Source organism: Microbacterium sp. 05N427, assembly GCF_056397105.1.
Map to the genome: position 1 here is coordinate 13,548 of NZ_JBFTMT010000025.1, position 26,788 is coordinate 40,335.

Consider the following 26,788-nt stretch of genomic DNA (forward strand, 5'->3'; position numbering starts at 1 on the left):
CGGCCCGGCACCTCGGGGGAGGAGTTCCGGGCCGACCCGCTCTGACATGGGGAACCTCTGATCGGGTACCGGAGGTACTGGGGAGACCGCGGGAGGGGACCGTCGCTGGGGAGCGACGGCCCCGCCCGGGTCGAGGACGCGGGTCAGCGTCGCAGCGGAGCGCCCGTCCACACGGCCGCGACGTGGAGCTCCGCGGTCAGCAGCACCGCATCCGCGAGGCGGCCCGGTTCGAGTTCACCGAGCGTGTCGGCCACGCCGATCGCCCGTGCGGGGGTGCGCGTCAGGGCGAGCACAGCATCCGCGAGCGGCACGCCGGCTTCGACCGCGCGTCGCAGCGCCACGTCCTGCGTGAGCGTGGAGCCGGCGATCGATCCGCTGTCCACCCGTGCCACGCCGTCGAGGACGGTCACGTGCAGGGATCCGAGCATGTAGTCGCCGTCCGCGGATCCTGCCGCCGCCATCGCATCGGTGACCAGCGCGACCCGTCCCGGCGCCTCGTCGAACACGAGTTTGATGACCTGCGGGTGCAGGTGGATGTTGTCGGCGATGGCTTCGAGGGTCACGCGCTCGTCGTGCGCGGCGGTGAGCACGGGACCCGGGTCGCGGTGGTGCACCGGGCGCATCGCGTTGAACGCGTGGGTGAGGATCGTCGCACCGGCGTCGAACGCGGCACGCATCGTGTCGTCGTCCGCGTCGGTGTGCCCGACGGCGGCCGCGGCGCCCGCGGCGACGATGAGGCGGATCGCCTCCAGTCCGCCGTCCAGTTCGGGGGCGACGGTGACCTGGCGCACGGTCCCGCGCCCCGCGTCGAGCAGGCGCTGCACATCGGCAGCGGCCGGAGCGCGCAGCAGCTCGGGGTCGTGGGCGCCCATGTGGCCCGGGTCGAGGAACGGCCCCTCCAGGTGCGAGCCGAGCAGATCCTGATCGGTCTGCATGAGGTCGGCCACCATGCCGACGCGCTCGGCGAGCTCGTCGAGCGTCGCGGTGATCAGTGAGACGACCGCGCGCGTGGTGCCGTGCGAGCGGTGCATCGCGCGGGCCGTGCGGATCGCGTCGACCCCGTCGTCGAAGGCCGCCCCTGCGCCGCCGTGGCTGTGGATGTCGACGAAGCCGGGGGTCAGGATCRCACCTTCGCCCGCTGCGTCGCGCGCATCCACGACGATGTCCGCGGGAGCCCAGCCGGAACCGGTGCCGCGCGCCGCGACGGATCCGTTCTCGAACCGCACCCAGCCATCGTCGACCACAGAGCCGCCGGAGACGATGCGGGCGGAATGGATGAGGAGCGACCCCTGCGCGGAGCTCTCGGTGCGGACGGTCATGCGGTCTCCTCGGTGCTCGGTGCGGATGCGGGGTGGATGTGGGACTGCGGGGCGCGCGCGTCGTCCTGCTCCTGGTCGTCGTCCAGCGCGGCGCTGTCGACGGCGATGCCGGAGGCCTCCCAGGCGGGGACCAGCTGCGCGATCCTGGCGCGGAACGAGTGCCAGGAACGCTCTGCTCCATTCTGCGCCGACCAGCCGATCTCCGCCTGCGCGGCGATGCGCGGGAACGCGAGCCCATCGGCCTCGGCGAGCGTGGTGACGGACTCCGTCCACAGCGGCGCCTCGATGCCGAGGATGGATGCGGCGGGAACACCGTCGAGCACCGCCGCAGGATCCCAGTCGTATGAGGTGCGCAGCGGCACGATGCCCGCCCACGCGAGCCCCCGCGGGTGGTCGGCGCGCGGCTTCATGTCGAGGTAGGCGCGGTCGGAGGGCGACAGGATGAGGGCGCCCCCGCGCTCCACGAAGCGGCGGGCGTGCGCCGCGTGGTCGCCCTGCGGCACGACGGATCCCCAGTACTGCCCGATCATGCCGTTCACGAGGCCGTCGACGGCGCCCGCCTCGTGCCAGGCGACGGGGGTCTTCCCGGTCGCCGCGGCCAGTCGTCCCGCCCGCTCGAAGAAGAGCGCGAAGTCGGCGGCCGACGTGCCGAGGCATTCGTCGCCTCCGATGTGCAGGTACGGGCCCGGCATCAGCTCGGCGACCTCGGCGAGCACGTCACGGATCAGGTCGTAAGTGCGCTCCTCGTGGATCTTCACCGAGGAATGCCCCACGCCCCAGGCCGCGTAGTGCACGCCGTGCACCGGCAGCGGCTGGTCCAGCGCGGCCGCCTCCGTGACGTTCGCCTCCGTGATCGCCGGGAGCTCGACGAGGTCGGGGTAGCCGAGTCCGACCGCATGGGTGTGTCCGGGCAGATCGATCTCGGGTACGACCGTCATGTGCCGGGCGGCGGCGTACGCGACGATTTCGCGGATGTCGTCCTTCGTGTAGAAGCCCCCTGGTCCGCCGGTCGCGTCGCCGCCGGATCCGGCGCCGGTGAGCTGCGGCCACGCATCGATGTGGATCCGCCAGCCCTGGTCGTCCGTGAGATGCAGATGCAGGTGGTTGTACTTGAGCGAGACGGCGCGGTCGATCCAGCGCTCCACATCGGCGACGCCGAAGAAGTGGCGGGCGACGTCGAGCATGACCCCGCGGTAGCGGAAGCGCGGGGCATCGTCGATGCGGATCTCGGGGACGGACCAGCCGGCACCGTCGAGGCGGAGCAGCTGCAGCAGAGTGCGGGTGCCGTAGAAGAGGCCCGCAGCGTCGTGCCCGGTGATGCGGATCCCCCCGGCGCCCGCGTCCAGCGTGTAGCCCTCGGCGGATCCTCGCGCGGCGTCGATCCCGAGTGCGATCTCCGTCGCCCCCGTGTCGCGCAGCGCATCGTGGCCGAGCACCGTGTCCAGCTCCGCGCGCAGCAGCGCGACCGCGTCGGGATCGCCGCTGAGCCGGACGGAACCGAGCGGGACGGACCCTTCGCCGAGATCTACGGAGGAGGGGAACGGGATGAGCGACGGTGCATCATGCAGGACCATGAACAAAACGTACCGTGCCCGGGCGGGGGCGCGGAGACGCACGCGCGTCACAGCCCTCCGGATCCCCATCCCGATCGGGTAGGCTCGTCCCTGTCGCGACTGGCGTCTGGGTGGGTCACCACCGGGGAGCGACCGTTACGGATTCGACCGCGCGCCTGGGCCGATGAGCCACCCGTCTTTTCGTAACCGTCAAAGGAGCACGCTCATGACCGACCGTTTCTTCAACGCGCCTCTCTCCGAGGTCGATCCCGAGATCGCCCAGGTCCTGGACCGGGAGCTGAAGCGTCAGCAGACCTTCCTCGAGATGATCGCCTCGGAGAACTTCGTCCCCGTCTCGGTCCTGCAGTCGCAGGGATCCGTGCTGACCAACAAGTACGCCGAGGGGTATCCCGGCCGCCGCTACTACGGCGGCTGCGAGGAGGTCGATGTCGCGGAGGAGCTCGCGATCGCCCGCGCGAAGGAGCTGTTCGGCGCCGAGTTCGCGAACGTCCAGCCGCACTCCGGCGCGACGGCGAACGCCTCGGTGCTGCACGCGATCGCCCGCCCCGGCGACACCCTGCTCGGCCTGTCTCTGGACCAGGGCGGCCACCTCACGCACGGCATGAAGATCAACTTCTCCGGGCGGCTCTACAACATCGTCGCCTACGGCGTGAACCCGGAGACCTCGACCATCGACATGGACGAGGTGCGCCGCCTCGCGATCGAGCACAAGCCCAAGGTCATCATCGCCGGCTGGTCCGCCTACCCGCGCACGCTCGACTTCGCCGCGTTCCGCGCGATCGCCGATGAGGTGGGCGCGCTGCTCTGGGTCGACATGGCGCACTTCGCCGGACTCGTCGCCGCTGGCCTGCACCCCAACCCGGTGCCGCACGCGCACGTCGTCTCCTCGACCGTGCACAAGACCATCGGCGGCCCCCGTTCCGGCTTCATCCTCACGAACGACCCTGAGATCGCGAAGAAGATCAACTCCGCCGTCTTCCCGGGGCAGCAGGGCGGACCGCTCATGCACGTGATCGCCGCCAAGGCGACCGCGTTCAAGATCGCCGGCACCCCCGAGTTCAAGGAGCGTCAGGAGCGCGTGCTGCGCGGAGCGGCCCTCATCGCCGACCGCCTCTCGCAGCAGGACGTGATGAACGCGGGCATCGCGGTCCGCTCCGGCGGCACCGATGTGCACCTCGTGCTCGTCGACCTGCGGGACGCCGAGATCGACGGCAAGCAGGCCGAGGATCTGCTGCACGACATCCACATCACGGTGAACCGCAACGCGGTCCCGAACGACCCGCGCCCGCCGATGGTCACCTCGGGCCTGCGCATCGGCACCCCGGCGCTCGCGACCCGCGGCTTCGGCGACGCCGAGTTCACCGAGGTCGCGGACGTCATCGCCCTCGCGCTGCTGCCCGGTGCCGACGTCGAGGCGCTGCGCGCCCGTGTGGATGCACTCGCAGCCGCTTTCCCGCTCTACCCGGATCTCGTGCAGTGACCGCGAAGATTCTGGATGGCAAGGCCGCTGCGGCCGAGATCAAGGCCGAGCTGACGGAGCGGGTCGCTGCGCTGCGGGAGAAGGGTATCGTCCCGGGCATCGCCACGGTGCTGGTCGGGGCGGACCCCGCGTCGCAGCTGTACGTGGGGATGAAGCACCGGCAGTCCGAGGCGATCGGGATGAACTCGATCCAGCGCGAACTGCCCGCCGACGCCACGCAGGCCGAGGTCGAGGCGATCATCGACGAGCTCAACGCGGACCCGGCCTGCCACGGCTACATCGTGCAGCTGCCGCTTCCGAAGCACCTCGACACCGACGCGATCCTCGAGCGGATCGACCCCGCGAAGGACGCCGACGGGCTGCACCCGACGAACCTCGGCCGACTCGTGCTGAACGTGAACGCGCCGATCCGCACGCCGCTGCCCTGCACGCCGCGCGGTGTGATCGAGCTGCTGCTGCGCAACGATTACGACCTCAAGGGCAAGCACGTGGTGGTCGTCGGCCGCGGCGTCACGATCGGACGCCCGATGGGGCTGCTGCTCACGCGCCGCGACATCAACGCGACCGTGACGCAGGTGCACACGGGAACGCCCGACATGTCGCCGTATCTGCGCGAGGCCGATGTCATCGTCGCGGGCGCCGGGGTCAAGCACCTCATCACCGCCGCCGACGTCAAGCCAGGCGCCGCGGTGCTGGACGTGGGGGTGACGCGCGAGACGGATCCGGAGACCGGCAAGAACAAGGTCTACGGCGACGTGGATCCGGCGGTCGCCGAGGTCGCCGGCTGGATCTCGCCGAACCCCGGCGGCGTGGGCCCGATGACGGTCGCGCTGCTCATGACGAACGTGGTCGAGGCTGCGGAGCGCACAGCGGCCTGAGCACGTAGACCGAGAACGGGCGGATGCGACGATTGATCGGATCCGCCCGTTCTCGGTGCGGGAGCCGGAGCTCAGCCGAGCTCGTCGAGCATGCGGCGCTGCTCGGGAGTGAGTCCGTCCTTGAGCTCCTCGCGCCCGGCGGCGGTCGCCGGCGATGACGGGGCGGGCGACGCCGGGGCGGGCGACGCCGGGGAGGCGGATCCGCGCCGGGACCCCGAGATCTTCGCGCCCGCGGCGTCGTACAGCTCGCCGGCCTTGCGGGACAGCGCGTCGTCGATCTGGTCGTAGACGACCCAGCCGATCAGCAGGATCACCGGTGGGACGATCCAGCCCCAGAGGTTTCCGGCGCGCACGCCGCTCAGCCAGACCGTGAGCAGCCAGATGAGGAACTCGACCACGAACACGGCGAGGTACTGCGCGACCTTGGTGCCACTGGCCGACAGGGATGCTGCGGCCTTCTTCAGCAGCGGCTTGAGCACGAGCGTTGCCAGAGTCAGGATCACGGAGGCCCACAGTGCGTGCAGGCCGACCCTCGCCGGCGTGAGCCAGCCGATCACGAGCAGCACGACGACGTTGAAGACGTAGAGCGAGGCGAACCGCACGATCAGATTCCTCATGCGTCCAGACTGTCACGCGACGGAGCGGGCGGGTAGGCGGATCGGGGCGCGTCGTCGTGCGGGTGCGTGTGCGTTCAGCGGCCGGGGTGCACCGCGGCGATCGCGTCGAGCACCACGGCGTAGACCGCGTCGGTGTCGACCCAGGGCGGAGCGACGCGAGCGAGCTCGAGGCTGACCGCGCCGTGCACCTGCGCCCAGACGGCCAGCGTGCTGCGCAAGTCGACGCTCTCGTCGACCCGATCGGCGCCGGTCAGGGTGCGGGCGAGGGGGAGCAGGGCATCCAGCTCCGGATCGGACTCCGGATCCCCGCCGTCGCCCCTGGCGCCGTGGGGTGCCCCTGCGATCGCGCCGCTGAACATGAGCCGGTAGCGGTCGGGGTGCTGCAGCGCCCACGCGCGATAGGCCTCGCCCAGAGCGCGCAGGCCCCGGGGTTCCGCCGCGCGCTGCGCCTGGGCGAAGGAGGCGAACGAGTCCGTGACCACGGCGACGATCAGATCGGCCTTGCTGCCGAACAGCGAGTAGACGGCGGACGTGGAGGTCCCGGCTGCCCCCGCCACCTCGCGCACGGAGAAGCGCTCGGGGCCGTCCCGGTCGATCATCGCCGAGGCGACCTCGATCAGTCGGGAACRCAGGTTCGCATCGTGGGTGATGGGTCTTGCCATGGAGGGGATCCTATCGTAACGTCGTTTCATAACATCGTTCTATAACAACGTTCGGAAGGAACGACGATGAATGCGAAGGTCTTCCCCGGTCGGTACACGGCGGCCGTGGACCGCAGCGACATCACGGTGTTCGTCATCGGGATGCGGGCGAACAAGTGGTGGCAGCTGGGTCGGGTGCAGCGCGTGGCACGGCAGATGCCGAAGATGCTCCGCCATCTCGCCGAGCATCCGGAGGCGGGCATGCTCGGCTGCGAGAGCTGGCTGGGGCGCACCACGATCCTGCTCTCGTACTGGGAGAGCCCCGAGCATCTGCAGCGCTTCGCGGCGGACCGGGACGCCCCGCACCTGCAGCCGTGGCGTGACTTCATGCGCACGCTGCTCGGATCCGGCAGCGTCGGCGTCTGGCACGAGACCTACCAGGTCCCGGCGGGGGAGATGGAGGCGATCTACGCCGACATGCCGCTGTTCGGACTCGCCGCCGCCACGGCGCACGAGCCGGTCGGCGCGGGCCGGAACACGGCGCGGCAACGGCTCGGCCGCTGACGGTCGGCCCGCACCGGATCAGGCCTGCGGGACCTGCCCGAGCGGGGACTCGACGCCCGCGATCCGGGCGTACTCGTCGAAGCGGAACGTCGCGCTGCCGCTCGCATCGCTGACGACCGCCGCCGAGTAGGCCTCGTCGGCCCATTGCATGTTCCAGCCCGCGAGCCGGGCCAGATCCCACACCGAGGAACGGGCGTCGGAGAGCGACAGCTCGGAGAGGATACGCGGCAGGGCGATCACCGCGTCGGCGACCGTGAGAGCAGGGAGGGGAGCGTCCAGCAGGAACACGGCGCGCGTGCCGCTGCCGACCGGAGCGGAGTAGTACGGCGAGCGTCCGGTGATCTCCTCGGCGATCGCGCCGATCTGGTGCGCGGCGCCCGCGATCCACGCGTCCAGGTCCGCGTCGGCCTCGGCGGGGAACGGCAGCTCCGCGTTCGAGAGCTCGTCGATCGAGTACGTCGTCCCGTAGTCGCGGAGGCTCGCGATCGACGGGTCGGATCCGCCCTGCGGGTGCGCCCAGGCCCACATCAGGGAGTGGGGACCCGGGGCGATCGTGGCGACGAGCGATGCGCGCGCGACGAGCTGGCGGCTCGGGTCCGTCTCGGACGTGAAGGTGAGGGTGCCGGCCGCGAGGTCCGCGTCCCAGCGGTGCTCGCCCAGGGCGGCGGTCGCGGTGACGAGCTGGTCCTGGCGGAGCGCGGCGAACAGTGCCGCGCGGTCGGCGAGAGGCGCGAGGGCGGGGAAGGTCATGCCCTCATCCTGCCGCGGATGCCTATGAAAGCGCCAGTCAGACGCCGTCGGAGACGGGCTCGCGTCGTGCGGTCGAGACCGGTCCACGTCCCATGCGCCAGATGCTCGGGATCAGCATGGTGCCCAGGGCGATGACGGCGTAGACGATCGCCGAGCCCACCATGAGCGCCGTCACGTCGGCGCGCGCGATCAGCCAGCCGAACGCGAGCGTGCCGACCGGCATCGCGACGAAGCTGCCCAGCATGTCGTAGCTGGACACCCGGGACAGCTTCTCCTCGGGGATCTGCTCCATCATGGTGACGTTCCATCCGGTGCTGAAGACCTCGACGCCCGCGCCCGCCACGAAGGCGGCGGCGACCAGGAGCAGCACGGAGGGGTGCACGCCCAGGAGCGTGAGCGGGATCGCGAGCGCGCTCATCCCGAGCATGCCGAGCCGCAGCGGACGCCGCAGGGGCAGCCAGAGCAGCAGCAGCGTCATCACCAGCACGCCGGCGCCCTCTGCGCTCACGACCCATCCCCAGCCGGCGATGCCGAGGAGCGGGTCGTTCTTGGCGATGTACGGACCCGCGATGCCCCAGGCGCCGGCGTGGATCGCGTTGAGGACCATGAACGCGAGCACCACGATCCAGAGCCACGGGCGGGACCAGAACTCGCGCCACCCGTCGTGCAGGTCGTGGAACAGCCCCGTGCGCTGTCCGCGGACCGGGGGCGGCAGGCGCACGAGTGCGAGGAAGACGATCGCGAGCGCCCATCCGGCGGCCTGGATCACCATGACCCAGGCGGGACCGGCGAGCGCGACGATCCCTCCCGCGACGACCGGGCCGGCGATCGTGGTGGCGGACCGGGCGAAGGACAGCAGCGCATTCGCCTGCTGCAGATGGCCGGGTGCGGTCAGCTGCGGGATGAGTCCCTGCATCGCGGGCATCACGAACGCGGCGGAGGCTCCGTTCAGCGCGGCGAGACCGGCGAGCAGCGGCACGGTCGCGGTGTGCGTGAAGAGCAGGGCGGCCGTGGTGCCGATCGAGAGGATGTCCACGACATAGCTGGTCTGGATCACGAGCGCGCGCGGCAGCCGGTCCGCGACCACGCCGCCGAGCAGCAGGAAGACGATGTTCGCCACGGTGAACGCGGTGAGCACGATCGAGAGCGCGCCGGCATCGTTGTCGATGCTCAGCACCGCGAACGCGAGGGCGATCGAGGACATCGAGCCCGTGACGAGCGTGAGGGTGCGCGCCAGGAAGAACCAGCGGAACCCGCGGTCCTGCAGAGCTGCGAGGGCCTTCATCACCCGCCCCATCCTGGCAGGTCCGCTCGGCCGGTCGGGCTCTGCTCCGGTTTCGAAGCGCGCAATTGGCTCCATATTCGGCGCGGATACAGCCGTTGCGCACTTTGTTTCCGGGGAGCCGCTCACCGGGTGGGGCGGAGGGCGGAGGCGACCCGACGGGCCAGGCGGTGAAACGAAGTGGGGATCAGTAGCTGGCGGCGGGGGCGGAGCCCGGGGCGGGGAGGAACCGGGTCGCCAGGGCCTCCGAGGCGCGGGCGAGYAGGGCCACGTCCGCGCCGACGGCCACGAACGAGGCGCCCGCGGCGATGTACGCATCGGCCGCGACCGGGTCGAACGCGTTCACGCCGACCGGTTTTCCGGCGGCGGCCACCGCGGTGAACACGTGCTCGACCGCCGCGACGACGTCGGGGTGGGTCTGCTGCCCGAGCAGCCCCATCGACGCCGACAGGTCGGAGGGGCCGACGAACACCGCGTCCACGCCGTCGACGGCGGCGATCTCTGCCGCCGCCTCCACGCCCGCCGAGGTCTCGATCTGCAGGGTCACGGACACGTGCTGCGCGGCCTCGACGAGGTAGCCCTCGACACGATTCCAGCGGGCGCTGCGGGCCAGGGCGGATCCGACGCCGCGGATGCCCGCAGGCGGGTATCGGGTCGCGGCCACCGCGGCGCGCGCCTCGTCCGCCGACGAGACCATCGGCACGATGAGGTTCTGTGCGCCGATGTCGAGCATCTGCTTGATGGTCACCGGATCGTTCCAGGGCACGCGCACGAGGGGCGTGATCGGGTAGGCAGCGACGGCCTGCAGCTGCACCTGGAGCGACTCCAGCGTGTTGGCGGAGTGCTCGCCGTCGATGAGCAGCCAGTCCAGGCCACTCCCGGCCGCGATCTCGGTCACGAGCGGGCTGCCCGTGCACGACCACATGCCGATCAGGGCGTGGTCGGCACCGGCCAGGTGCTCGCGGAAGGTCGGATTCAGACGAAGCGGCATTCGATCGTTCCCATCGGTCCGTAGTCGCACAGCACCTCGTCGCCGCGCGCCACCCACATCGGGCGCGTGAACGATCCTGCCAGGATGATCTCGCCCGCCTCGAGACGCGCGCCGTGCTGATGGAACTTGTTCGCCAGCCAGGCGACGCCCGTGGCCGGGTGACCCAGCACGCCGGCGGCGACTCCGGTCTCCTCGATCTCGCCGTTGCGCGACAGCACGCCGGGCACCCAGCGCAGGTCGAGCTCGTCGGGGCGCTTGCGCACGGTGCCGAGCACCATGGCGCCGTAGGCGGCGTTGTCACTGATCGTGTCGACGATCGTGCGGCCCTCGAGCTCGATGTGCGAGTTCAGCACCTCGAGCGCCGGCACGGCGTAGTCGATCGCGGCGAGGGCGTCCTCGAGCGTGCAGTCGGGGCCGGAGAGCGGCTCCTTCAGCACGAACGCCAGCTCGACCTCGATGCGCACGTTCGAGAAGTGATCGACCGGGATCTCGGATCCGGAGGGGTACACGGTGTCGTCGAACATCACGCCGTAGTCGGGCTCGGTGATGCCGGTGGCCTGCTGCATGGCCTTCGAGGTCAGGCCGATCTTGCGCCCCACGAGCCTGCGCCCTGCGGCCACCTGCGCGTCGCGCCAGACGCCCTGGATCGCGTACGAGTCCTCGACGGTCGCCTCGGGGTGGCGCGCGGTGATACGCGGGATCACGCCGTGCGTGCGGTCCGCCTCCGCGAGCTCCGCGGCGAGCGCGGTGATGGTTTCTGCGGGGAGCATGGATCGATCCTTTCGTGTGCTATGGGCGTCCTTCGTCTCGCTGCGCTCGCTCAGGAACCGGGGCTGGCCGGTCCCTGAGCGAGGAGCGCAGCGACGAGACGAAGGGCGGCGCCGGACTACAGCTGGTGGCCGAGCTTGTACTCGCCCTGCTTCCACTCCGGCATGGCCTCCTCGTCGGCGGGACGGGTGTAGCTGAACCCGTCGGCGCCGATCGTCACGGCCATCTCGCTGGAGTCGGTGCGGGCGACGACCGGCTGGGGGTTGCCGTCCAGGTCGAGCACCAGGGATGCGTCGGTGTACCAGGAAGGCACGACGGGGTTGCCCCACCAGTCGCGGCGCTGGTTGTCGTGCACGTCCCAGGTGATGACCGGGTTGTCGGGGTCGCCCGTGTAGTAGTCCTGCGTGTAGACCTCGACCCGGTGGCCGTCGGGGTCGCGCAGGTACAGGTAGAACGCGTTGCTCACGCCGTGGCGGCCGGGTCCGCGCTCGATCGCGTCGGAGCGGCGGAGAGCGCCGAGCTTGTCGCAGATCGCGAGGATGTTGTGCTTCTCGTGCGTCGCGAAGCACACGTGGTGCATGCGCGGGCCGTCGCCGCCGGTCATGGCGGTGTCGTGCACGGTGGGCTTGCGGCGCATCCATGCGGCGTAGACCGTGCCCTCGTCGTCCTGGATGTCCTCCGTGACGCGGAAGCCGAGGTCCTGCATGTACTTCACCGCGCGCGGCACGTCGGGCGTGACCTGGTTGAAGTGGTCCAGGCGCACGAGCTCGCCCGGGATGTGCAGGTCGTAGCGCCAGCTCATCCGCTCGACGTGGTCGGTCTGGAAGAAGAACTCGTACGGGAAGCCGAGCGGATCGACGACCCGCACCGAGTCGCCGATGCCCTTCACGAAACCGCCCGGGTTGCGGCGCACGTCGCAGCCGAGCTCGGTGTAGAAGGCGACCGCGAGGTCGAGATCCTCGGGCGTCCGCACGCGGTACGAGAACGCGGCGACCGCCGCGACCGGACCCTTGCGCAACACGAGGTTGTGGTGGATGAACTCCTCCGTGGAGCGGAGGTAGATCGCCTCGTCGTCCTCCTCGGTCACGTACAGGCCGAGCACGTCGACGTAGAACACCCGCGAGGCGGCGAGGTCGGTGACGACGAGCTCCATGTAGGCGCAGCGGAGCACATCCGGCGGCGGGGAGGAGGGGGTGGCGACCGGGTTGTCGGTCGTGATGGGCGCCTCCTGGCTGGTGAAGAAGCCGGAGGAGGTGGGCGTCATGTCTGCACGATTGGTCATATCAGCGTCCTTGCGTGATGAGGATCCGGGATCCGGTCAGCGGGGGTCCGGGTCGTCGAGGTCCTGCTCGGCCGGGGGCGCCTGCTTGCCGAACACCGGGTTGTGCGGGGCGCCGAGCGTGATGTGCACGCTCTGCTGGTCGGTGTAGAAGTCGATCGAGCGGTAGCCGCCCTCGTGTCCGAGGCCGGAGGCCTTCACGCCGCCGAACGGGGTGCGGAGGTCGCGGACGTTGTTCGAGTTCAGCCACACCATGCCGGCCTCGACGGCGCCCGCGAAGTTGTGCGCGCGCTTGAGGTCGTTGGTCCAGATGTAGGCGGCGAGACCGTAACGCGTGTTGTTCGCGAGGGCGAGCGCCTCCTCGTCGGTGTCGAAGGGGGTGATCGCGACGACCGGGCCGAAGATCTCCTCCTGGAAGATCCGGGCATCAGGGGCGACGTCGGCGAACACGGTCGGGGCGACGTAGTTGCCCGTGGGGAAGCCCTCGGGGCGTCCGCCGCCGGCGACGAGGCGGCCCTCGCCCTTGCCGATCTCGACGTAGCTCATGACCTTGTCGTAGTGCTCGGGGTGCACCAGCGCGCCGACCTCGGTCGTGGGGTCGTGCGGCAGCCCCACCTTCACGCGCTTCGCCTGCGCGGCGTAGCGCTCGACGAACTCGTCGTAGACGTCGCGCTGCACGAGGATGCGGGATCCGGCCGTGCACCGCTCGCCGTTCAGCGAGAACACGCCGAAGATGCAGGCGTCGATCGCGGTGTCGAGGTCGGCGTCGGCGAACACCACGGCGGGGCTCTTGCCGCCGAGCTCCATGGACAGGCCCTTCAGGAACGGCGCGGCGTTGCCGAAGATGATCTGGCCGGTGCGGCTCTCGCCGGTGAAGGAGATGAGCGGCACGTCGGGGTGCTTGACGAGCGCGTCGCCCGCGTCCTCGCCGAGGCCGTTGACGAGGTTGAAGACGCCCGCAGGCAGTCCCGCCTCCTCGAAGATGCCCGCCCACAGGGATGCGGACAGCGGCGTGAACTCGGCGGGCTTCAGGACGACCGTGTTGCCGGTCGCGAGCGCGGGGCCGAGCTTCCACGACTCGAGCATGAACGGGGTGTTCCACGGCGTGATGAGACCCGCGACGCCGATCGGCTTGCGGTTGACGTAGTTCATCTGCTTGCCGGGGACCTTGAAGGCGTCGTCGGCCTGCGCGACGATCAGGTCGGCGAAGAAGCGGAAGTTCTCGGCGGCACGGCGGGCCTGGCCCAGCGCCTGCGTGATCGGGAGGCCCGAGTCGTAGGACTCCAGCTCGGCGAGGCGCGCGTCGCGGGACTCGACGATGTCGGCGATCCTGTGCAGCACCCGCGAGCGCTCGCGGGGGACCATGCGCGGCCAGGGGCCCTCGTCGAAGGCGCGCTTGGCAGCCGCGACGGCGCGCTCGATGTCGGCCTTCTTGCCGGCGGCGGCGTGCACGTAGGTCTCGTTCGTGACGGGGTTGAGCACCTCGAAGGTGTCGCCGTCGAGCGAGTCGACGAACTCGCCGTCGATGTAGTGCTGGATCTTCTCCGGCAGATCTGCCGGGGCATAGGCGTCGGTCATCATCGTCCTTCCGGGTGGTGCGGGTGGCTTCGTTCAGGGGGTCTCGGAGGCATCGGCGCGACGCGCGTCGAGGAACGCGTCCATGGTGCGCCAGCGGTGGTTGCGGGCGGCGAGCTCGATCTCGAGCGGATCGGCGCCGGTGCGGATCAGATCGAGGATCTGCACGTGCTCTTCGACCGAATGGCCGGCGCGGCCGGGGACGAAGGCGAACGTGGAGTCGCGGATCCCGCTGAGCCTGGCCCAGCCGCGCTGCACGAGATCGAGGATGTGCGGGTTCGGGCACGGCTCGTACAGCACCGAGTGGAACTGCCTGTTGAGTTCTGTGAACCGATGAGCGTCGAAGCTCTCGAGCAGGCGGACCATGCGGTCGTTGACTTCCTCGGCACGGGCGAGAGCGCCGGCGTCGAGGAACGGGGCGGACAGCGCGGTCGCCGCGCCCTCGACCAGGCCCAGTGTCTGCATGGTGTGCGCGTATTCGCTCTCATCCACGAGCGAGACCCTCGCGCCGACATTGCGCTCGAACGTGACCAGGCCTTCGGCCTCGAGTCGGCGGATCGCCTCGCGCACCGGGACGACGCTCATGCCGAGCTCGTCCGCGATCGCGCCGAGCACGAGCCGGAAGCCCGGCCCGAACGCATGCGAGGAGATGCGCGCGCGGACCCAGGCGTACGCCTGTTCCGACTTGCTCGCGGCGAGGAGATCGGTCACTTCGATCCGTCCTGCGTGCCGGTCGCGGCCTCGTACTTCGCGCGCCAAGCGGCGTTCATGGGGAACAACCCGTCGACGGGGTGCCCGGCCTCGACCTGCTCGGCGATCCAGGCGTCCTCGTCCTCCTGGGCGAGGGTGGCGTCGACGACCTCCTCGACGAGCGAGGGCGGGATCACGATCACACCGTCGCTGTCGCCGACGATGATGTCGCCCGGCTGCACCGTGGCGCCGCCGCAGGCGATCGTCACGTCGACGTCCCACGGCACGTGCTTGCGGCCGAGGACGGAGGGGTGCGCGCCCTGCGAGAACACGGGCAGGCCGATCTCCGCGACCGCTGCGAAGTCGCGCACGCCGCCGTCGGTGACCACACCGGCGGCGCGGCGGGCCTTGGCGCGCAGCGCGAGGATGTCGCCGAGCGTGCCCGTGGTGGCGTCGCCGCGGGCCTCGATCACGATGATCTCGCCCTCGTCCACGGCGTCGAAGCAGCGCTTCTGCGCGTTGTAGCCGCCGCCGTGGCTGGCGAAGAGGTCCTCACGGGCGGGGACGAAGCGCAGCGTCTTCGCGGTGCCGACGATCTTGGCGCCGGGCAGGTTGGCCGAGACGCCGTCGATGAAGCACGCGTGCAGGCCGCGCTTGCGGAGCTGGGCGCTGAGGCCGGCCGTCGGCGCCGCGACGAGCTTGGCGCGCAGCTGCGGGTCGAGCCCTGACGTCGTCGCAGGCGTCGCGGCCGGTGCTCCGGCAGGCTCGGCGGCCGGAGCGAGGCCCGCCTCTTCGCGCGAGCCCCAGGCCTCTGCACGCTGCAGGTCGTCCACGGCGGGGAGGGATCCGAGGGCGCCGTCGAAGGCGACGGTGCCCTGGGTGACGGTGGTGCGCAGCCCGCCGGAGGTGAGCGTCTTGGCGGAGTGCGGGGCGTCGACCTCCACGACGACCACGTCGCCGGGGACGATCACGCTGGATCCGGCCGGGGTGCCGGTGAGGATGATGTCGCCGGGCTCGAGCGTGAAGTGCTGGGAGAGGTCGGCGATCAGCTGCGGGAGCGGGAACAGCAGGCCGCTGGTCTCGTCGTCCTGGCGGAGGTCGCCGTTCACCCACGCCCGCACGCGCAGCTCGGCGGGGTCGACCTCGGCCGCCGGGATGAGGTCGGGGCCGATCGGGGTGTAGCCGTCGCCGCCCTTGGAGCGGACGTTCGAGCCCTTGTCGTTCGCGCGCAGGTCGTACAGGCCGAGATCGTTCGACGCGGTCACCCAGGCGACGTGCGCCCAGGCGTCCTCGACGCTGACCCGGTGCGCGGCGGCGCCGATGATGAGGGCGATCTCGCCTTCGAAGGCGAGCAGCTCGGTGCCGGCTGGGCGCTCGACCACGCCGTCGGTGCCGGCCACGGAGGAGGACGGCTTGAAGAAGTACGAGGGGGAGGCGGGTGTGCGTCCGCGCTGGTCGGCACGGGAGCGGTAATTGAGGTGGATCGCGATGATCTTGCCGGGCCGGTCGATCGGTGCGGGCATGGGCGCCTCCTCGCGCGGTGGGTGCCAGGGAAGGATCCTTGGCTTCGTATTCGAAATCGTATATCATCGAGTCGAGCCCGGCAAGCATGGGATCCGGATCCGTCCGCAGGATCCCGAATCCCCCTGACGGGCACGACGACGATGTCGGCCAAGACGACGACGTCCCATGCAAAGGAGACAGCATGTCCGCAGAATCCTCCCCGGGCTTCACGCCCACCGGAACCATCGCCTCCCCGGCCGACCGGCGACGCGTGGTCTTCGCCACGGTCATCGGCACCACGGTCGAGTGGTACGACTTCTTCATCTACGCCACCGCGGTGGGGCTGGTGTTCGGCCAGCTCTTCTTCAAGGAGCTCGGCGCGAACAGCGCCCTGATCGGGTTCGCGACGGTCGGCGTCAGCTTCCTGTTCCGCCCCCTCGGAGCGTTCCTCGCCGGCCACTTCGGAGACAAGTTCGGTCGCAAGGCGGTCCTGATGTGGACGCTGATCCTGATGGGCGCGGCGACAGCCCTGATCGGCGTGCTGCCCGATGCGAACGCGATCGGCATCGCGGCTCCGATCCTGCTGGTGCTTCTACGCATCCTGCAGGGGATCTCGGCCGGTGGCGAATGGGGCGGTGCCGTGCTGATGGCCGTCGAGCACGCGCCCAAGGCCAAGCGCGGCATCTTCGGCGCGGCGCCGCAGATCGGCGTGCCGCTGGGGCTTCTGATCGCCTCCGGCGTGATGGCGATCATGGCGCTGGTCGCGCCGGGGGACCAGTTCCTGTCCTGGGGCTGGCGGATCCCGTTCCTGCTCAGCGTGGTGCTGATCGTGGTCGGCTACTACGTGCGGCGCAAGGTCGAGGAGAGCCCCGTGTTCACCGAGCTCGCCGAGCGCAAGGAGGCCGCGAGCATGCCGATCGTGCAGCTGTTCCGCAAGCACCTGCTGCTCGTGATCATCGCCGCACTCGTCTTCGCCGGCAACAACGCGGTCGGCTACATGACCACCGGCGGATACATCCAGGGGTACGCGACCAACCCCGATGGCGCCCTCAAGCTCGAGCGCGGCCCCGTGCTCTGGGCCGTGGCCGGATCCGCCGTCACGTGGCTGCTGTCGACCCTGGTCGCCGGGTGGATCTCGGACCGGATCGGGCGCCGGACGACCTACATCATCGGATGGATCCTGCAGCTCGGCGGCGTGTTCACGCTGTTCCCGCTGGTGAACACGGGTCAGGTCGGGCTGCTGTTCGCGGCCCTCGCGATCCTCACGATCGGTCTGGGCTTCACGTACGGCCCGCAGGCGGCTCTGTACACCGAGCTGTTCCCGGCATCGATCCGGTTCTCCGGGGTCTCGATCTCGTACGCGATCGGGGCGATCGCCGGAGGCGCGTTCGCGCCGACCATCGCGACCGCGATCGTGCAGGCCACCGGCTCGACGCAGGCCGTCACGTGGTACCTCGCAGGCATGACCGTGATCGGCCTCATCGCGACGCTCCTGCTGCGCGACCGCAGCGGCATCCCCCTGGGCCCCGACCACGAGGCCGAGCAGTCGGTGAGCCCGATCCACGGGCTGTCGAGGGCCTGAGGCCCACGGTCGGAGGGCTCTGGGATCCGGATCCGTCCGGCCACTCTGAAGGACCTTTGCAACTCTGGAGGACGGTCACGACGTGGCCGTCCTCCAGAGTTGCATTCGTCCTGCGGAATGCGGAACGGGTCAGGCCCCGAGCGCCTCGCGGATCGTCGTCGCCGAGCGCTGCAGACGTGCCGCGATCTCCGCAGCGGTGCGGTCTGTGGCGACGTGCACCACGGCGATCGCGGCCGGACGCTGCCCGCGCAGCGCGAGCGGGACCGCCACGGACTGCACAGTGGGGATCACCTCGTCGTGGCTCGTGGCGTATCCCGCGGTGTGCACTCCTGCGACCTCCGTGCGCAGTGCCGCGCGGGCGCCCGAGGGCCATTCCTGGTCGGTGAGCTGGGAGAGGATCGCCTTACCAGGGGCGCCCACCGTGACCGAGTGGCGCGCGCCGGGATGCTGCGCCACGCTGGCCACCGCGTGCCGCGGCTCCACGCTGACGAGCGTGATGCACTCCTCGCGGTCGAGCACTGCGAGGAAGCAGGTCATGCCGAGCTCGTTCGCGACGGCGGTGAGCTCGGGGAGGGCCTCGGCCTGCAGGTCGTTCGCGACGCCGGCCGCGAGGGCGGCCATGCGTGCACCCAGTGCGACGAGCCCAGAGCCGTCCCGCGAGACGAGTCCGTGATCCTCGAGTGTGCGCAGCAGCCGGTAAGCGATCGAGCGGTGCACGCCGAGTGCTTCTGCGATCTCGTCGATCGAGAGCGGTCCGCGCGCGTCGGCGAGGACCTCCAGGATCCGGATGCCGCGGCTGAGGGTCTGCGAGGCGGGGGCGTCGGCCACGAATGCTCCTCGCGTCTTGATCGCTCGCGCGACCTYGGATAGTCTGTGTTCAATAGTAGAACGTCGTGTTCGAATATAGAACACGATGGTGCGAGACGCAAGACATTCTCGCGAAGCGCACGACCCGCGCACCAGCCCGAACCGAGCCCGACGGCGCCGTCAGGAAGGAATCGACGACGATGCAGTTCCACCACCACGGATACGTCTCCCACGACCCTCGGGTGCTCCCCGCCGCAGGCACGGGCATCGACCGAACTGCGGACCTCCCCGACACGATGGAAGTCCTCATCGTCGGATCCGGCCCCGCGGGCATGCTCCTCGCCGCGCAGATGTCGCAGTATCCCGACGTCACCACGCGGATGATCGAGAAGCGCGACGGACGCCTCGTGCTCGGACAGGCGGACGGCATCCAGCCGCGCAGCGTGGAGACGTTCCAGGCGTTCGGCTTCGCCGAGCGGATCGTCGCCGAGGCCTACAACATCGGCTGGATGAACTTCTGGGGCCCGGATCCGGAGAACCGGCAGAACATCGTCCGCACCGCGCGCACCGCCGACTACGCCTATGACATCTGCGAGTTCCCGCACCTCATCGTGAACCAGGCGCGTGTGCTCGACTACTTCGCCGAGGCCGCCGCCGACGGCCCAGGCCGGATCCTGCCGGACTACGGCGTGGAGTTCCTCGGCCTCACCGTGCACGAGGAGGGGGAGCACCCCGTCGAGGTGCGGGTGCGCTACTCCGCGGGGGAGCGCACGGGCGAGGAGCGCACCATCCGCGCGAAGTACGTCGCCGGCTGCGACGGCGCCCGCAGCGGCGTGCGCGAGGCCATCGGACGCACGCACGTCGGCGGGATCTCCGCGCACGCCTGGGGCGTCATGGACGTGCTGGTCAACACGGACTTCCCGGACTGGCGCACCAAATGCGCGATCAACGCCGAGGCCGGCAACATCCTGCACATTCCACGCGAGGGCGGCTACCTCAGCCGGATGTACATCGATCTCGGCGAGGTCGCCGCGGATGACAACCATGCCGTGCGCGCGACGCCGATCGAGGAGATCATCGCCAAGGCGAACGAGATCCTGCACCCCTATGCGATCGACGTGAAGGAGGTCGCCTGGCACAGCGTGTACGAGGTCGGCCACCGCATCACCGACGGCTTCGACGATGTGGATCCCGGATCCGCCGCAGCGCCCCGGGTCTTCCTCACCGGCGACGCCTGCCACACGCACAGCGCCAAGGCGGGGCAGGGGATGAACGTGTCGATGCAGGACGGCTTCAACCTCGGCTGGAAGCTGGGCTCGGTGCTCACCGGCCGCGCCCCCGCCGCGCTGCTGTCGACCTACGGCGCCGAGCGGCAGCCTGTTGCCCAGCAGCTCATCGACTTCGATCGCGAGTGGTCGTCCCTCATGGCGCGCAAGCCGGAGGAGATCTCGGATCCGCAGGAGCTGGCGAAGTACTACCTGGCCACGGCCGAGTTCCCCTCGGGGTTCATGACGCAGTACACGTCGTCGATGATCACCGGATCCGATGCGCATCAGGCGCTCGCCACAGGCTTCCCCCTCGGCAAGCGCTTCAAGAGCGCGGAGGTCGTGCGCGTTTCCGACGGCAACGTGATCCACCTGGGCCACCACGCCAAGGCCGACGGCCGCTGGCGCGTGTACGCGTTCGGCGACGCCGCCGGCTCCGGACTGGACGTCTGGGCCGAGGCCGCCACGCCCGTGCTCGCCCGCTTCACCCCGGCCGACGGCGACGTGGACGCGGTGTTCGACGTGAAGGCGATCTCCCAGCAGTCCTACGAGGACCTCGATGTCACGACCGCGCCGGCGCTGTTCCAGCCGAAGACCGGCCCGCTCGGGCTCACCGATTGGGAGAAGGTCTATGCGGCCGCCCCGTCGCATTGGTCCAAGACCGACATCTTCGCCGAGCGCGGCCTGTCCCGCGACGGCGTCGTGATCGTGGTCCGGCCGGACCAGTACGTCGCCGCGATCCTGCCGCTCGACGCTGTGGACGAGCTCGCCTCGTTCCTGGAGGGCGCCTTCCTGGAGGCGTGAGGCCGGCACGCCCCGCAGGGTCGCCCTGCCGGGAGCGACCGTGTCCCACTTCGTGCAGGACCGTGTCCCACTTTCGGCTCTGAATCCGGCCGAATCACCGCCGAAAGTGGGACATGGTCCGCAACCCAGGTCGGATCAGCCCGGGATCTTCGTCGCGCCGCCCGTCACGATGATGCCGCCGGAAGCCGGGATCGCGACGGTCAGCAGGCTCGGGCGGCCGACGTGCGCGCCCTGGTGGATCCGCACGACGCGGACCTCGGGGACGCGATCGACCGCGCGCAGGTAGGCGCCGGTCGCCGCGGCGGCGGATCCGGTCGCCGGGTCCTCGGTGATCCGCGCGACGGGGAAGATGTTGCGCGCGAGGAACTCGCGATCCGACAACGCATGCAGCACCGTGATCGTGCCGGTCCAGCCCTGGGCGAGCATGAGATCCGCGATGGGCTCCGGCGCGAACCGGAACTGGTGGAAGATCTCCGGATCCTGCAGCACCAGCACCGGGTGCCAGTTGCCCGCGAAGGATTCCCGCGGCGGGTAGGCCGGATCCAGATCGTCGGCGCGCAGCGAGAGCAGGTCGAGGGTCCGGCCGAGGACCTCCGGGTCCAGCTCGCGGACGGTCGGCTCGACGCTCGTGAACGAGACCTCGATCCCGTCCGCCGTCGACGCCGCCGTGATCGAGACCTCGCCGACGGGAGTGTCGAACACCATCGCGCCCGCCCCCTCGCGCTCGGCGAGCACCACGGCGGTGGCGACGGTCGCGTGTCCGCAGAAAGGCACCTCCGCGGCGGGCGACCAATACCGGATCCGGTGACGCCGGACGCCGTCGACGGTCGCGGAGGAGAGCAGGAACGCGGTCTCCGGATAGCCGACGTCGGCGGCGATCCGCAGCATCTCGGCATCCGTCAGGGCGGCGGCGCCGAGGACGATGCCCGCCGGATTACCGCCCTCGGGCGCATCGGCGAAGGCGGCGTAGCGGAGGACCTCGGGCGACGTGCTCATGGCCTCGAGCCTACGGCGAGGTGACCCGAGGCCGGCTCGGACCGCCCGGCTAGGAGTTCACGCGGATGATCTCCTCCTGGTACGGCGCGATCACCTCTCCCGAGATCCGCAGGTCGAGCACGAGGAACGGGCGGGTGGCCGGATCCTCGGTGCTCCAGGAGGCGAGGCGGTCCAGATCGGCGAGCGTGCGCACGGCGACGCCCTCCGCGCCCACGGCGGCGGCGAACGCGGAGAAGTCGACCTGGGGGATGAGCATGGGCTCGCGGGCCAGGCCCTTGAGGCCGTACAGGTTCACCTCCGCGCCGTAGGCCGCGTCGTTCCAGATCACGGCCATGCCCCGGCCTCCGGCGGCGCGGACGGCCGACTCGAGGTCGGCGATCGCCATGAGGCCGCCGCCGTCGCCGGAGGTGAGCACCACGGTCGCCTCCGGGCGGGCGCGCGTGGCGCCGACGACGCTCGGCCAACCCTGACCGATCGCCTGGAACGCCGTGCCGATCATCATCATCCGGTCGGGCGACGCGACCGGCCAGTACATGTTCGCCCAGCCGATGAAGTGCCCGCCGTCCGAGACCACGACGCGATCCGCAGGGAGCAGCTCGGCGATGCGGCGTGCCGCGGACCGCGGGTCGAGCCGGCCGTCCGGCGCGATCTCGTCGCCGGGCTCGTAGACGCGGGCGGCGGAGACGTCGACGCTCTCGCGCCAGCCGGATCCCTCCGCGCCCTGAAGGCGCGACACCAGCGCCTCGGCCGCGAGCCGGGCGTCGGCGCGCACGAAGCCGCCGACGTGCGCGTGGGTGGCCGCGGGAGTCACGTCGATCTGGAAGACCTGTGTATCCGGGGCGAACAATGCGCCGAACCGCATCGTGAACTGGTTGAGCGAGGCGCCGAACACCACCGCGACGTCGGCCTCGCGGATGAGCTCCATCGCGCCCTCGGCGCCGAAACCGCCGGTCACGCCGAGGTCGAAGCGCTGGTCGGGGAACACCCCGCGGCCGAGGGCCGAGGACGCGGTGAGGGCGCCGGTCGCCTCGGCCAGTGCGCCGAGGGCATCGCCCGCACCGGCGAGCCAGGCGCCGCGGCCGGCGAGCAGGAACGGGCGCTTCGCGGAGCGCAGGGCCGCGGCGAGGCGGTCGAGCATCCCCTCGGCGAACTCGCCCTTGGGGGACAGCGGCGCCGGTACGCGCGGAGCCGGGGCGGCGGGCACCTCGCCGGCTTCGAGCGCGGCGACGTCGTAGGGGATCGCCAGGACCACCGGCACCCGGTAGGTGAGGGCGTGCTCGATCGCGATGACCGTGGTGGCGGCCGCGTCGGCCCGGCCCACGGTATAGGTGCGGGCGCCGACCCCTGAGGCGAGGGCGATCTGATCGACATCCCAGGGTCGCGGGCCGCTCGTGGGCTCGTCGCCGACGACGAGCACGAGCGGGATGCGCGCCTGCACCGATTCGGCGAGGGCCGTGAGCGTGTTGGTGAAACCGGCGCCATAGGTGCTGGTGGCGGCGGCGATCCGGCCGGAGGCCCGGAAGTGCGCGTCGGCGGCGACCACGGCGCCCTGCTCGTGCCGGACGGCGGTGAAGGAGGCGTCGGTCTGCTTCTCGATCGCATCGAGGAAATAAGCGTTGCCGTTGCCCATCACGCCGAAGACGGCGTCGATGTGCTGAGCGAGGGTGAGGGCGACGTGCGCGGAGACGGTGGGCATGCTGAACGGCCTTTCGAGACGACAACGGAACGAGGATCCGTATGTGTCTCGCCGGAGCGCGTCGTCGCACTGCGGGCTTCGTGCCCCTTTTTCGAGCACCGGCGCAGCAGCGGGTCGCGCATGCGCCGGACCCGTTCATTCTAGTGAGCCCCGGACGGGCGTGCGGTCCTCCTCCCGCGGTGGCGCCGTCGGGCGGCTCACTCCCGAAGCAGTGCGCGGAGGGACTGGATCGTGTCCGCGTCGGCCGCGGTCTTGTCGGGGCGGTAGCGCTTGACGCGGGCGAAGCGCAGGGCGATCCCGCCGGGGTAGCGCGGAGAGTGCTGCACGCCGTCGATCGCGATCTCGACGACGATCTCGGGGCGGAGGAACACGGCGGCGCCCGTGCGTCGCGTCTCGTATCCGGGGAAGGTCTCGGTCTGCCAGCGCAGCAGCTCGTCGGTGAGGCCCTTGAAGGTCTTGCCCACCATGACGAACTCTCCTGGCTCGCCGAACTCGCCATCCGGATCCCTGGCTCCGAGGTGCAGGTTCGAGAGCCAGCCGCGGCGGCGGCCGGATCCCCATTCCGCGGCGAGCACGACGAGGTCGTAGGTGAGCACGGGCTTGACCTTGACCCAGGACTTGCCGCGGCGGCCGGCGGCGTAGGCGGATCCGATCGCCTTGACGACCACGCCCTCATGCCCGGCGGCCAATGCCTCGCGAGACAGTTCTTCAGCGACCTCGGGATCCGCGGTGACGATGCCGGGCATGCGCCAGGCGCCGGCCACGCGCTCGAGCTCCGCGAGGCGTTCCGAGAGCGGCTCATCGAGGAGATCCCGACCGTCGACGTGCAGCAGGTCGAAGAACCAGGGCCGCAGCACGAGCTCGCGCGAGACGTCGGCGCCGAACCGCGACATGGTCTGCTGGAACGGGCGAGGGCCGCCGTCCTCGTCGAGGGACAGCGTCTCGCCGTCGAGGATGAGGTCGCGGGCGGGCAGCGCGCGCACGATCTCGACGATCTCGGGGAGCCGGTGCGTCACATCGGCGAGACTGCGCGTGAAGATCCGGACGTCGTCGCCGTGGCGATGCACCTGGATCCGCGCACCGTCGAGCTTGTACTCGACCGATGCCTCGCCGGTGACCTCCAGCGCCGCGCTCGGGGTAGCGGCGCTCGCCGCGAGCATCGGCAGCACCGGGCGCCCCACGGCGAGCCCCACGGCATCCAGGTCCTCCGGCGTGCCGGTGAGGGCGATGAGCGCGGTCGCACCGAGGTCGCCGGAGAGCATCGCGGCCCGCCGGACCGTGGCAGGGGCGCGGTCGGACGCGCGGGCGATCGCGTCGAGCAGCACGCCCGCGAGCGCGCCCGTACGCAGTTCACCGAGCATCGCGCGCGCGAGGAAGTCCCATTCCGCCGCCGTGGCGCGGGCGGCCAACCCCGCGAGCAGGGCGGTGCGCGCGGCGGCGGATCCGGATCCGGCCACCGCGGCCAGCTCGTCGAGTGCGCGGTCGACATCGGCGACGGTCAGGGTGGCCGCCTCGGCGGGCGTCGCCTCGACCGCGGTGATCCCACGCCATCCGACGCCGAGTCTGCCCTGCCGCGGCGAGGCCAGGAGCAGGCCGACGAGCGGCGCGACCTCGTCGGGGTCTGCGCTCTGCAACAGCCGCGCCAGCACCTCGATCTTGGCCAGGCGCGACGAGGTGGCGGCGGCCTCCCCGGTCGCGGTGACGAGCTCGCTGAGCTTCATGACGGCATTGTCGCACCGAGATCCGACATCGCGGGGCGGATCCGCGACCTCGGCGCCAGGACGGCTCCGGTGCGGACTCAGCGCGAGCGCCGGATGAGCACGAGCAGCGCGCGCCCATAGGCCTCGGACGGATCCGGGTGCTCGAAACTCAGGCGTTCGTCCGCGAACCCGATCTCCACGCGGAAGGAATCGTCGAGCCGCACGAGGCGGCGGAACGTGCCGCGCAGGAGGTCGCGGAGCTGATCCTCGCGGGGGAGCCAGACCGCATCGCCGAGCGTGACCGCGTCGAGCGCCCACTCGGTGGTGCCGTTGAACGCGAGGATCGTGCCGCTCGGGGTCGGCCGCGCCTCGATCGTCATCGTGCTGACCGTGTAGACGTCGGCCTCGGCCTCCAGTTCCACCTCGTCCGGGAGGTCGAGCTGGAAGCGGTCGCCCTCGGCCGGATGCCAGACCAGGCCGGCGTCGCGCAGGGCGAGCGCGAGTTCGCGGGTGATCACGCTGCTCTCCTGCTCATCGTCCGAGACTATTCCCGCGACTCGTCGGTGCGGCGATGTCCGCGGCAGCGGGCAGAGTGGAGGTATGACGCCGCACGCAGCCTCCGCCGGAATCAGGGACGACGCGCTCGACGCACTGCGCGCGCTCGTGGGCCGCTCCGATGCGGTGTTCCACGACGGGCAGTTCGAAGCGATCGAGGCGCTCGTGGCCGGCCGTCGTCGGGCGCTGGTCGTGCAGCGGACCGGATGGGGCAAGTCCGCCGTGTACTTCGTCGCGACCCTGCTCCTGCGTCAGGCCGGGGCAGGGCCGACCGTGCTGGTGTCGCCGCTGCTGGCCCTCATGCGCGACCAGATCGCCGCCGCGGAGCGGGCCGGCGTGCGGGCGGTGGCGATCAACTCGACGAACGCGCACGAATGGGCCGATGTGATCGCGCAGCTCGACCGCGACGAGGTCGACGTGCTGCTGGTCTCGCCCGAACGGCTCAACAATCCGTCCTTCCGTGAACAGCAGCTGCCGGCGCTGGTGCGGCGCATCGGCATGCTCGTGATCGATGAGGCGCACTGCATCAGCGACTGGGGACACGATTTCCGCCCCGACTACCGGCGGCTGCGTGAGCTGATCGCGCAGATGCCGTCCGACGTGCCGGTGCTCGCGACCACCGCGACCGCGAACAGCCGGGTGGTGGCCGACGTCGCGGAGCAGCTCGGCACGAGCGGCGCGGAGGCGGACGGCGCGGGGACCGTATCCGGATCCGAGGTGCTCACGATCCGCGGGCCGCTCGCGCGGTCGTCGCTGCGGCTGGGGGTGCTGCGTCTGCCGGACGCCCCGAGCAGGCTCGCCTGGCTGCTCAGCCACCTCGACGACCTCCCCGGATCGGGCATCATCTATGCGCTGACGGTCGCTGCGGCGGTCGACACGGCACGGCTGCTGCGCGAACGCGGGCACGAGGTGCGCGCATACACGGGACAGACCGACGCGGAGGAGCGCGCCGAATCCGAGGGCATGCTCAAGCGCAACGAGGTGAAGGCGCTGGTCGCGACGAGCGCACTCGGGATGGGCTTCGACAAGCCGGATCTCGGCTTCGTGCTGCATCTGGGCGCGCCTTCCTCCCCGGTCGCGTACTACCAGCAGGTCGGTCGCGCGGGGCGCGCGAGCGAGAGCGCCGACGTGCTGCTGCTGCCGGGGGCCGAGGACCGCGACATCTGGCACTACTTCGCGACCGCGTCGATGCCGGACAGGGAGCGCGCCGAGCGCGTGATCGCGGCGCTCGGCGACCAGCCGGTCTCGACGCCRGCGCTCGAGGCGATCGTCGACATCCGGCGCACGCCGCTCGAGCTGCTGCTGAAGGTGCTCGACGTGGACGGCGCTGTGCGGCGGGTGCAGGGCGGGTGGATCGCCACGGGTGAGCCGTGGAGCTACGACGCCGAGCGCTACGGCCGGATTGCCGCGGAGCGCCTCGCCGAGCAGCAGCACATGGTCGAGTACGAGCAGACCCGCGCGTGCCGCATGGA

Annotated in this window: 23 protein-coding genes and 1 riboswitch; of the genes, 6 read left to right on the forward strand and 17 right to left on the reverse strand. The window is 70.9% G+C overall.

What is annotated here, in order from left to right; genetic code table 11:
* Window positions 1-143: 143 nt before the first annotated feature.
* Together nagA and AC1DG4_RS18235 are read right to left on the reverse strand one after the other, a co-directional pair.
* The gene (nagA, locus tag AC1DG4_RS18230) at window positions 144-1,319 is read right to left on the reverse strand and encodes an N-acetylglucosamine-6-phosphate deacetylase (protein ID WP_477421400.1); all 1,176 of its coding nucleotides are present in this window, start codon (window positions 1,317-1,319) and stop codon (window positions 144-146) included.
* The gene (locus tag AC1DG4_RS18235) at window positions 1,316-2,893 is read right to left on the reverse strand and encodes a family 20 glycosylhydrolase (RefSeq protein ID WP_477380004.1); all 1,578 of its coding nucleotides are present in this window, start codon (window positions 2,891-2,893) and stop codon (window positions 1,316-1,318) included. Before AC1DG4_RS18235 ends, nagA begins: the two co-directional genes overlap by 4 nt.
* 85 nt (window positions 2,894-2,978) lie before the next feature.
* Window positions 2,979-3,061: riboswitch (ZMP/ZTP riboswitch) on the forward strand.
* Between the two features lie 37 nt (window positions 3,062-3,098).
* On the opposite strand from AC1DG4_RS18235, the gene glyA reads away from it, so the two are divergent.
* Both glyA and AC1DG4_RS18245 read left to right on the forward strand, forming a co-directional pair.
* Window positions 3,099-4,373, forward strand: coding sequence for a serine hydroxymethyltransferase (gene glyA, locus AC1DG4_RS18240; protein WP_477380002.1), 1,275 nt, complete (start codon window positions 3,099-3,101; stop codon window positions 4,371-4,373).
* Complete coding sequence (locus tag AC1DG4_RS18245; protein WP_477380000.1) at window positions 4,370-5,251, forward strand: bifunctional methylenetetrahydrofolate dehydrogenase/methenyltetrahydrofolate cyclohydrolase; 882 nt, start codon at window positions 4,370-4,372, stop codon at window positions 5,249-5,251. The genes glyA and AC1DG4_RS18245 overlap by 4 nt, the downstream gene beginning before the upstream one ends.
* Window positions 5,252-5,322: 71 nt before the next feature.
* Here AC1DG4_RS18245 and AC1DG4_RS18250 read toward each other — a convergent pair whose 3' ends face one another.
* Window positions 5,323-5,868, reverse strand: coding sequence for a hypothetical protein (locus AC1DG4_RS18250; protein WP_477379998.1), 546 nt, complete (start codon window positions 5,866-5,868; stop codon window positions 5,323-5,325).
* Window positions 5,869-5,942: 74 nt separating this feature from the next.
* Entirely contained in the window at window positions 5,943-6,530 is a 588-nt protein-coding gene (locus AC1DG4_RS18255) for a TetR/AcrR family transcriptional regulator (protein ID WP_477421401.1), read from the reverse strand.
* Window positions 6,531-6,596: 66 nt separating this feature from the next.
* Between AC1DG4_RS18255 and AC1DG4_RS18260 the strand changes: the two genes are divergently transcribed.
* Window positions 6,597-7,073 (forward strand): DUF4188 domain-containing protein, encoded by a 477-nt coding sequence (locus AC1DG4_RS18260; RefSeq protein WP_477379994.1) that lies wholly within the window; start codon window positions 6,597-6,599, stop codon window positions 7,071-7,073.
* 18 nt (window positions 7,074-7,091) lie between these two features.
* Here AC1DG4_RS18260 and AC1DG4_RS18265 read toward each other — a convergent pair whose 3' ends face one another.
* The 8 genes from AC1DG4_RS18265 to AC1DG4_RS18300 all read right to left on the reverse strand — a co-directional run bounded on the left by AC1DG4_RS18265 (window position 7,092) and on the right by AC1DG4_RS18300 (window position 15,931).
* The gene (locus tag AC1DG4_RS18265; RefSeq protein ID WP_477379992.1) at window positions 7,092-7,823 is read right to left on the reverse strand and encodes a DUF6882 domain-containing protein; all 732 of its coding nucleotides are present in this window, start codon (window positions 7,821-7,823) and stop codon (window positions 7,092-7,094) included.
* A gap of 37 nt (window positions 7,824-7,860) precedes the next feature.
* Window positions 7,861-9,108, reverse strand: a complete 1,248-nt coding sequence (locus tag AC1DG4_RS18270) for an MFS transporter (RefSeq protein WP_477380409.1) — start codon at window positions 9,106-9,108, stop codon at window positions 7,861-7,863.
* Window positions 9,109-9,292: 184 nt separating this feature from the next.
* Window positions 9,293-10,096, reverse strand: a complete 804-nt coding sequence (locus tag AC1DG4_RS18275) for an aldolase/citrate lyase family protein (protein WP_477379990.1) — start codon at window positions 10,094-10,096, stop codon at window positions 9,293-9,295.
* Window positions 10,081-10,866: a fumarylacetoacetate hydrolase family protein gene (locus AC1DG4_RS18280; protein ID WP_477379988.1), complete on the reverse strand. Its 786-nt coding sequence runs from the start codon at window positions 10,864-10,866 to the stop codon at window positions 10,081-10,083. The genes AC1DG4_RS18275 and AC1DG4_RS18280 overlap by 16 nt, the downstream gene beginning before the upstream one ends.
* Window positions 10,867-10,982: 116 nt before the next feature.
* Complete coding sequence (hpaD, locus tag AC1DG4_RS18285; RefSeq protein WP_477379986.1) at window positions 10,983-12,146, reverse strand: 3,4-dihydroxyphenylacetate 2,3-dioxygenase; 1,164 nt, start codon at window positions 12,144-12,146, stop codon at window positions 10,983-10,985.
* Window positions 12,147-12,182: 36 nt separating this feature from the next.
* On the reverse strand, window positions 12,183-13,721 hold the full coding sequence (hpaE, locus tag AC1DG4_RS18290; RefSeq protein ID WP_477379984.1) for a 5-carboxymethyl-2-hydroxymuconate semialdehyde dehydrogenase: 1,539 nt from the start codon (window positions 13,719-13,721) through the stop codon (window positions 12,183-12,185).
* 33 nt (window positions 13,722-13,754) lie between these two features.
* Window positions 13,755-14,435, reverse strand: a complete 681-nt coding sequence (locus AC1DG4_RS18295) for a GntR family transcriptional regulator (RefSeq protein ID WP_477380407.1) — start codon at window positions 14,433-14,435, stop codon at window positions 13,755-13,757.
* Window positions 14,426-15,931, reverse strand: a complete 1,506-nt coding sequence (locus AC1DG4_RS18300) for a fumarylacetoacetate hydrolase family protein (protein ID WP_477379982.1) — start codon at window positions 15,929-15,931, stop codon at window positions 14,426-14,428. Before AC1DG4_RS18300 ends, AC1DG4_RS18295 begins: the two co-directional genes overlap by 10 nt.
* A 182-nt stretch (window positions 15,932-16,113) precedes the next feature.
* On the opposite strand from AC1DG4_RS18300, the gene AC1DG4_RS18305 reads away from it, so the two are divergent.
* Complete coding sequence (locus AC1DG4_RS18305; RefSeq protein WP_477379980.1) at window positions 16,114-17,493, forward strand: MFS transporter; 1,380 nt, start codon at window positions 16,114-16,116, stop codon at window positions 17,491-17,493.
* A 129-nt stretch (window positions 17,494-17,622) separates the two neighbouring features.
* On the opposite strand, the gene AC1DG4_RS18310 is transcribed toward AC1DG4_RS18305, so the two are convergent.
* Window positions 17,623-18,321: an IclR family transcriptional regulator gene (locus tag AC1DG4_RS18310; protein ID WP_477379978.1), complete on the reverse strand. Its 699-nt coding sequence runs from the start codon at window positions 18,319-18,321 to the stop codon at window positions 17,623-17,625.
* 179 nt (window positions 18,322-18,500) lie between these two features.
* Between AC1DG4_RS18310 and AC1DG4_RS18315 the strand changes: the two genes are divergently transcribed.
* Window positions 18,501-20,369, forward strand: a complete 1,869-nt coding sequence (locus AC1DG4_RS18315; RefSeq protein ID WP_477379976.1) for an FAD-dependent monooxygenase — start codon at window positions 18,501-18,503, stop codon at window positions 20,367-20,369.
* Window positions 20,370-20,504: 135 nt separating this feature from the next.
* On the opposite strand, the gene AC1DG4_RS18320 is transcribed toward AC1DG4_RS18315, so the two are convergent.
* The 4 genes from AC1DG4_RS18320 to AC1DG4_RS18335 all read right to left on the reverse strand — a co-directional run bounded on the left by AC1DG4_RS18320 (window position 20,505) and on the right by AC1DG4_RS18335 (window position 25,279).
* Entirely contained in the window at window positions 20,505-21,365 is an 861-nt protein-coding gene (locus tag AC1DG4_RS18320) for a PhzF family phenazine biosynthesis protein (protein ID WP_477379974.1), read from the reverse strand.
* 49 nt (window positions 21,366-21,414) lie between these two features.
* Window positions 21,415-23,061: a thiamine pyrophosphate-binding protein gene (locus AC1DG4_RS18325; RefSeq protein WP_477379972.1), complete on the reverse strand. Its 1,647-nt coding sequence runs from the start codon at window positions 23,059-23,061 to the stop codon at window positions 21,415-21,417.
* A gap of 197 nt (window positions 23,062-23,258) precedes the next feature.
* Window positions 23,259-24,782, reverse strand: coding sequence for an ATP-dependent DNA ligase (locus AC1DG4_RS18330; RefSeq protein WP_477379970.1), 1,524 nt, complete (start codon window positions 24,780-24,782; stop codon window positions 23,259-23,261).
* Window positions 24,783-24,859: 77 nt separating this feature from the next.
* Entirely contained in the window at window positions 24,860-25,279 is a 420-nt protein-coding gene (locus AC1DG4_RS18335; RefSeq protein WP_477379968.1) for a pilus assembly protein CpaE, read from the reverse strand.
* Between the two features lie 82 nt (window positions 25,280-25,361).
* Between AC1DG4_RS18335 and AC1DG4_RS18340 the strand changes: the two genes are divergently transcribed.
* The coding region (locus AC1DG4_RS18340; RefSeq protein WP_477421402.1) for a RecQ family ATP-dependent DNA helicase at window positions 25,362-26,788 on the forward strand (1,427 nt) is incomplete at its 3' end.

What these genes read in the sequence shown, in the direction of transcription:
- AC1DG4_RS18235 (WP_477380004.1), bottom strand. Translation starts at nt 2,893, where the DNA reads ATGGTCCTGCATGATGCACCGTCGCTCATCCCGTTCCCCTCCTCCGTA.
- glyA (WP_477380002.1), top strand. Translation starts at nt 3,099, where the DNA reads ATGACCGACCGTTTCTTCAACGCGCCTCTCTCCGAGGTCGATCCCGAG.
- AC1DG4_RS18250 (WP_477379998.1), bottom strand. Translation starts at nt 5,868, where the DNA reads ATGAGGAATCTGATCGTGCGGTTCGCCTCGCTCTACGTCTTCAACGTC.
- AC1DG4_RS18260 (WP_477379994.1), top strand. Translation starts at nt 6,597, where the DNA reads ATGAATGCGAAGGTCTTCCCCGGTCGGTACACGGCGGCCGTGGACCGC.
- AC1DG4_RS18265 (WP_477379992.1), bottom strand. Translation starts at nt 7,823, where the DNA reads ATGACCTTCCCCGCCCTCGCGCCTCTCGCCGACCGCGCGGCACTGTTC.
- AC1DG4_RS18270 (WP_477380409.1), bottom strand. Translation starts at nt 9,108, where the DNA reads ATGAAGGCCCTCGCAGCTCTGCAGGACCGCGGGTTCCGCTGGTTCTTC.
- AC1DG4_RS18280 (WP_477379988.1), bottom strand. Translation starts at nt 10,866, where the DNA reads ATGCTCCCCGCAGAAACCATCACCGCGCTCGCCGCGGAGCTCGCGGAG.
- hpaD (WP_477379986.1), bottom strand. Translation starts at nt 12,146, where the DNA reads ATGACCAATCGTGCAGACATGACGCCCACCTCCTCCGGCTTCTTCACC.
- hpaE (WP_477379984.1), bottom strand. Translation starts at nt 13,721, where the DNA reads ATGACCGACGCCTATGCCCCGGCAGATCTGCCGGAGAAGATCCAGCAC.
- AC1DG4_RS18300 (WP_477379982.1), bottom strand. Translation starts at nt 15,931, where the DNA reads ATGCCCGCACCGATCGACCGGCCCGGCAAGATCATCGCGATCCACCTC.
- AC1DG4_RS18305 (WP_477379980.1), top strand. Translation starts at nt 16,114, where the DNA reads ATGTCCGCAGAATCCTCCCCGGGCTTCACGCCCACCGGAACCATCGCC.
- AC1DG4_RS18315 (WP_477379976.1), top strand. Translation starts at nt 18,501, where the DNA reads ATGCAGTTCCACCACCACGGATACGTCTCCCACGACCCTCGGGTGCTC.
- AC1DG4_RS18320 (WP_477379974.1), bottom strand. Translation starts at nt 21,365, where the DNA reads ATGAGCACGTCGCCCGAGGTCCTCCGCTACGCCGCCTTCGCCGATGCG.
- AC1DG4_RS18325 (WP_477379972.1), bottom strand. Translation starts at nt 23,061, where the DNA reads ATGCCCACCGTCTCCGCGCACGTCGCCCTCACCCTCGCTCAGCACATC.
- AC1DG4_RS18330 (WP_477379970.1), bottom strand. Translation starts at nt 24,782, where the DNA reads ATGAAGCTCAGCGAGCTCGTCACCGCGACCGGGGAGGCCGCCGCCACC.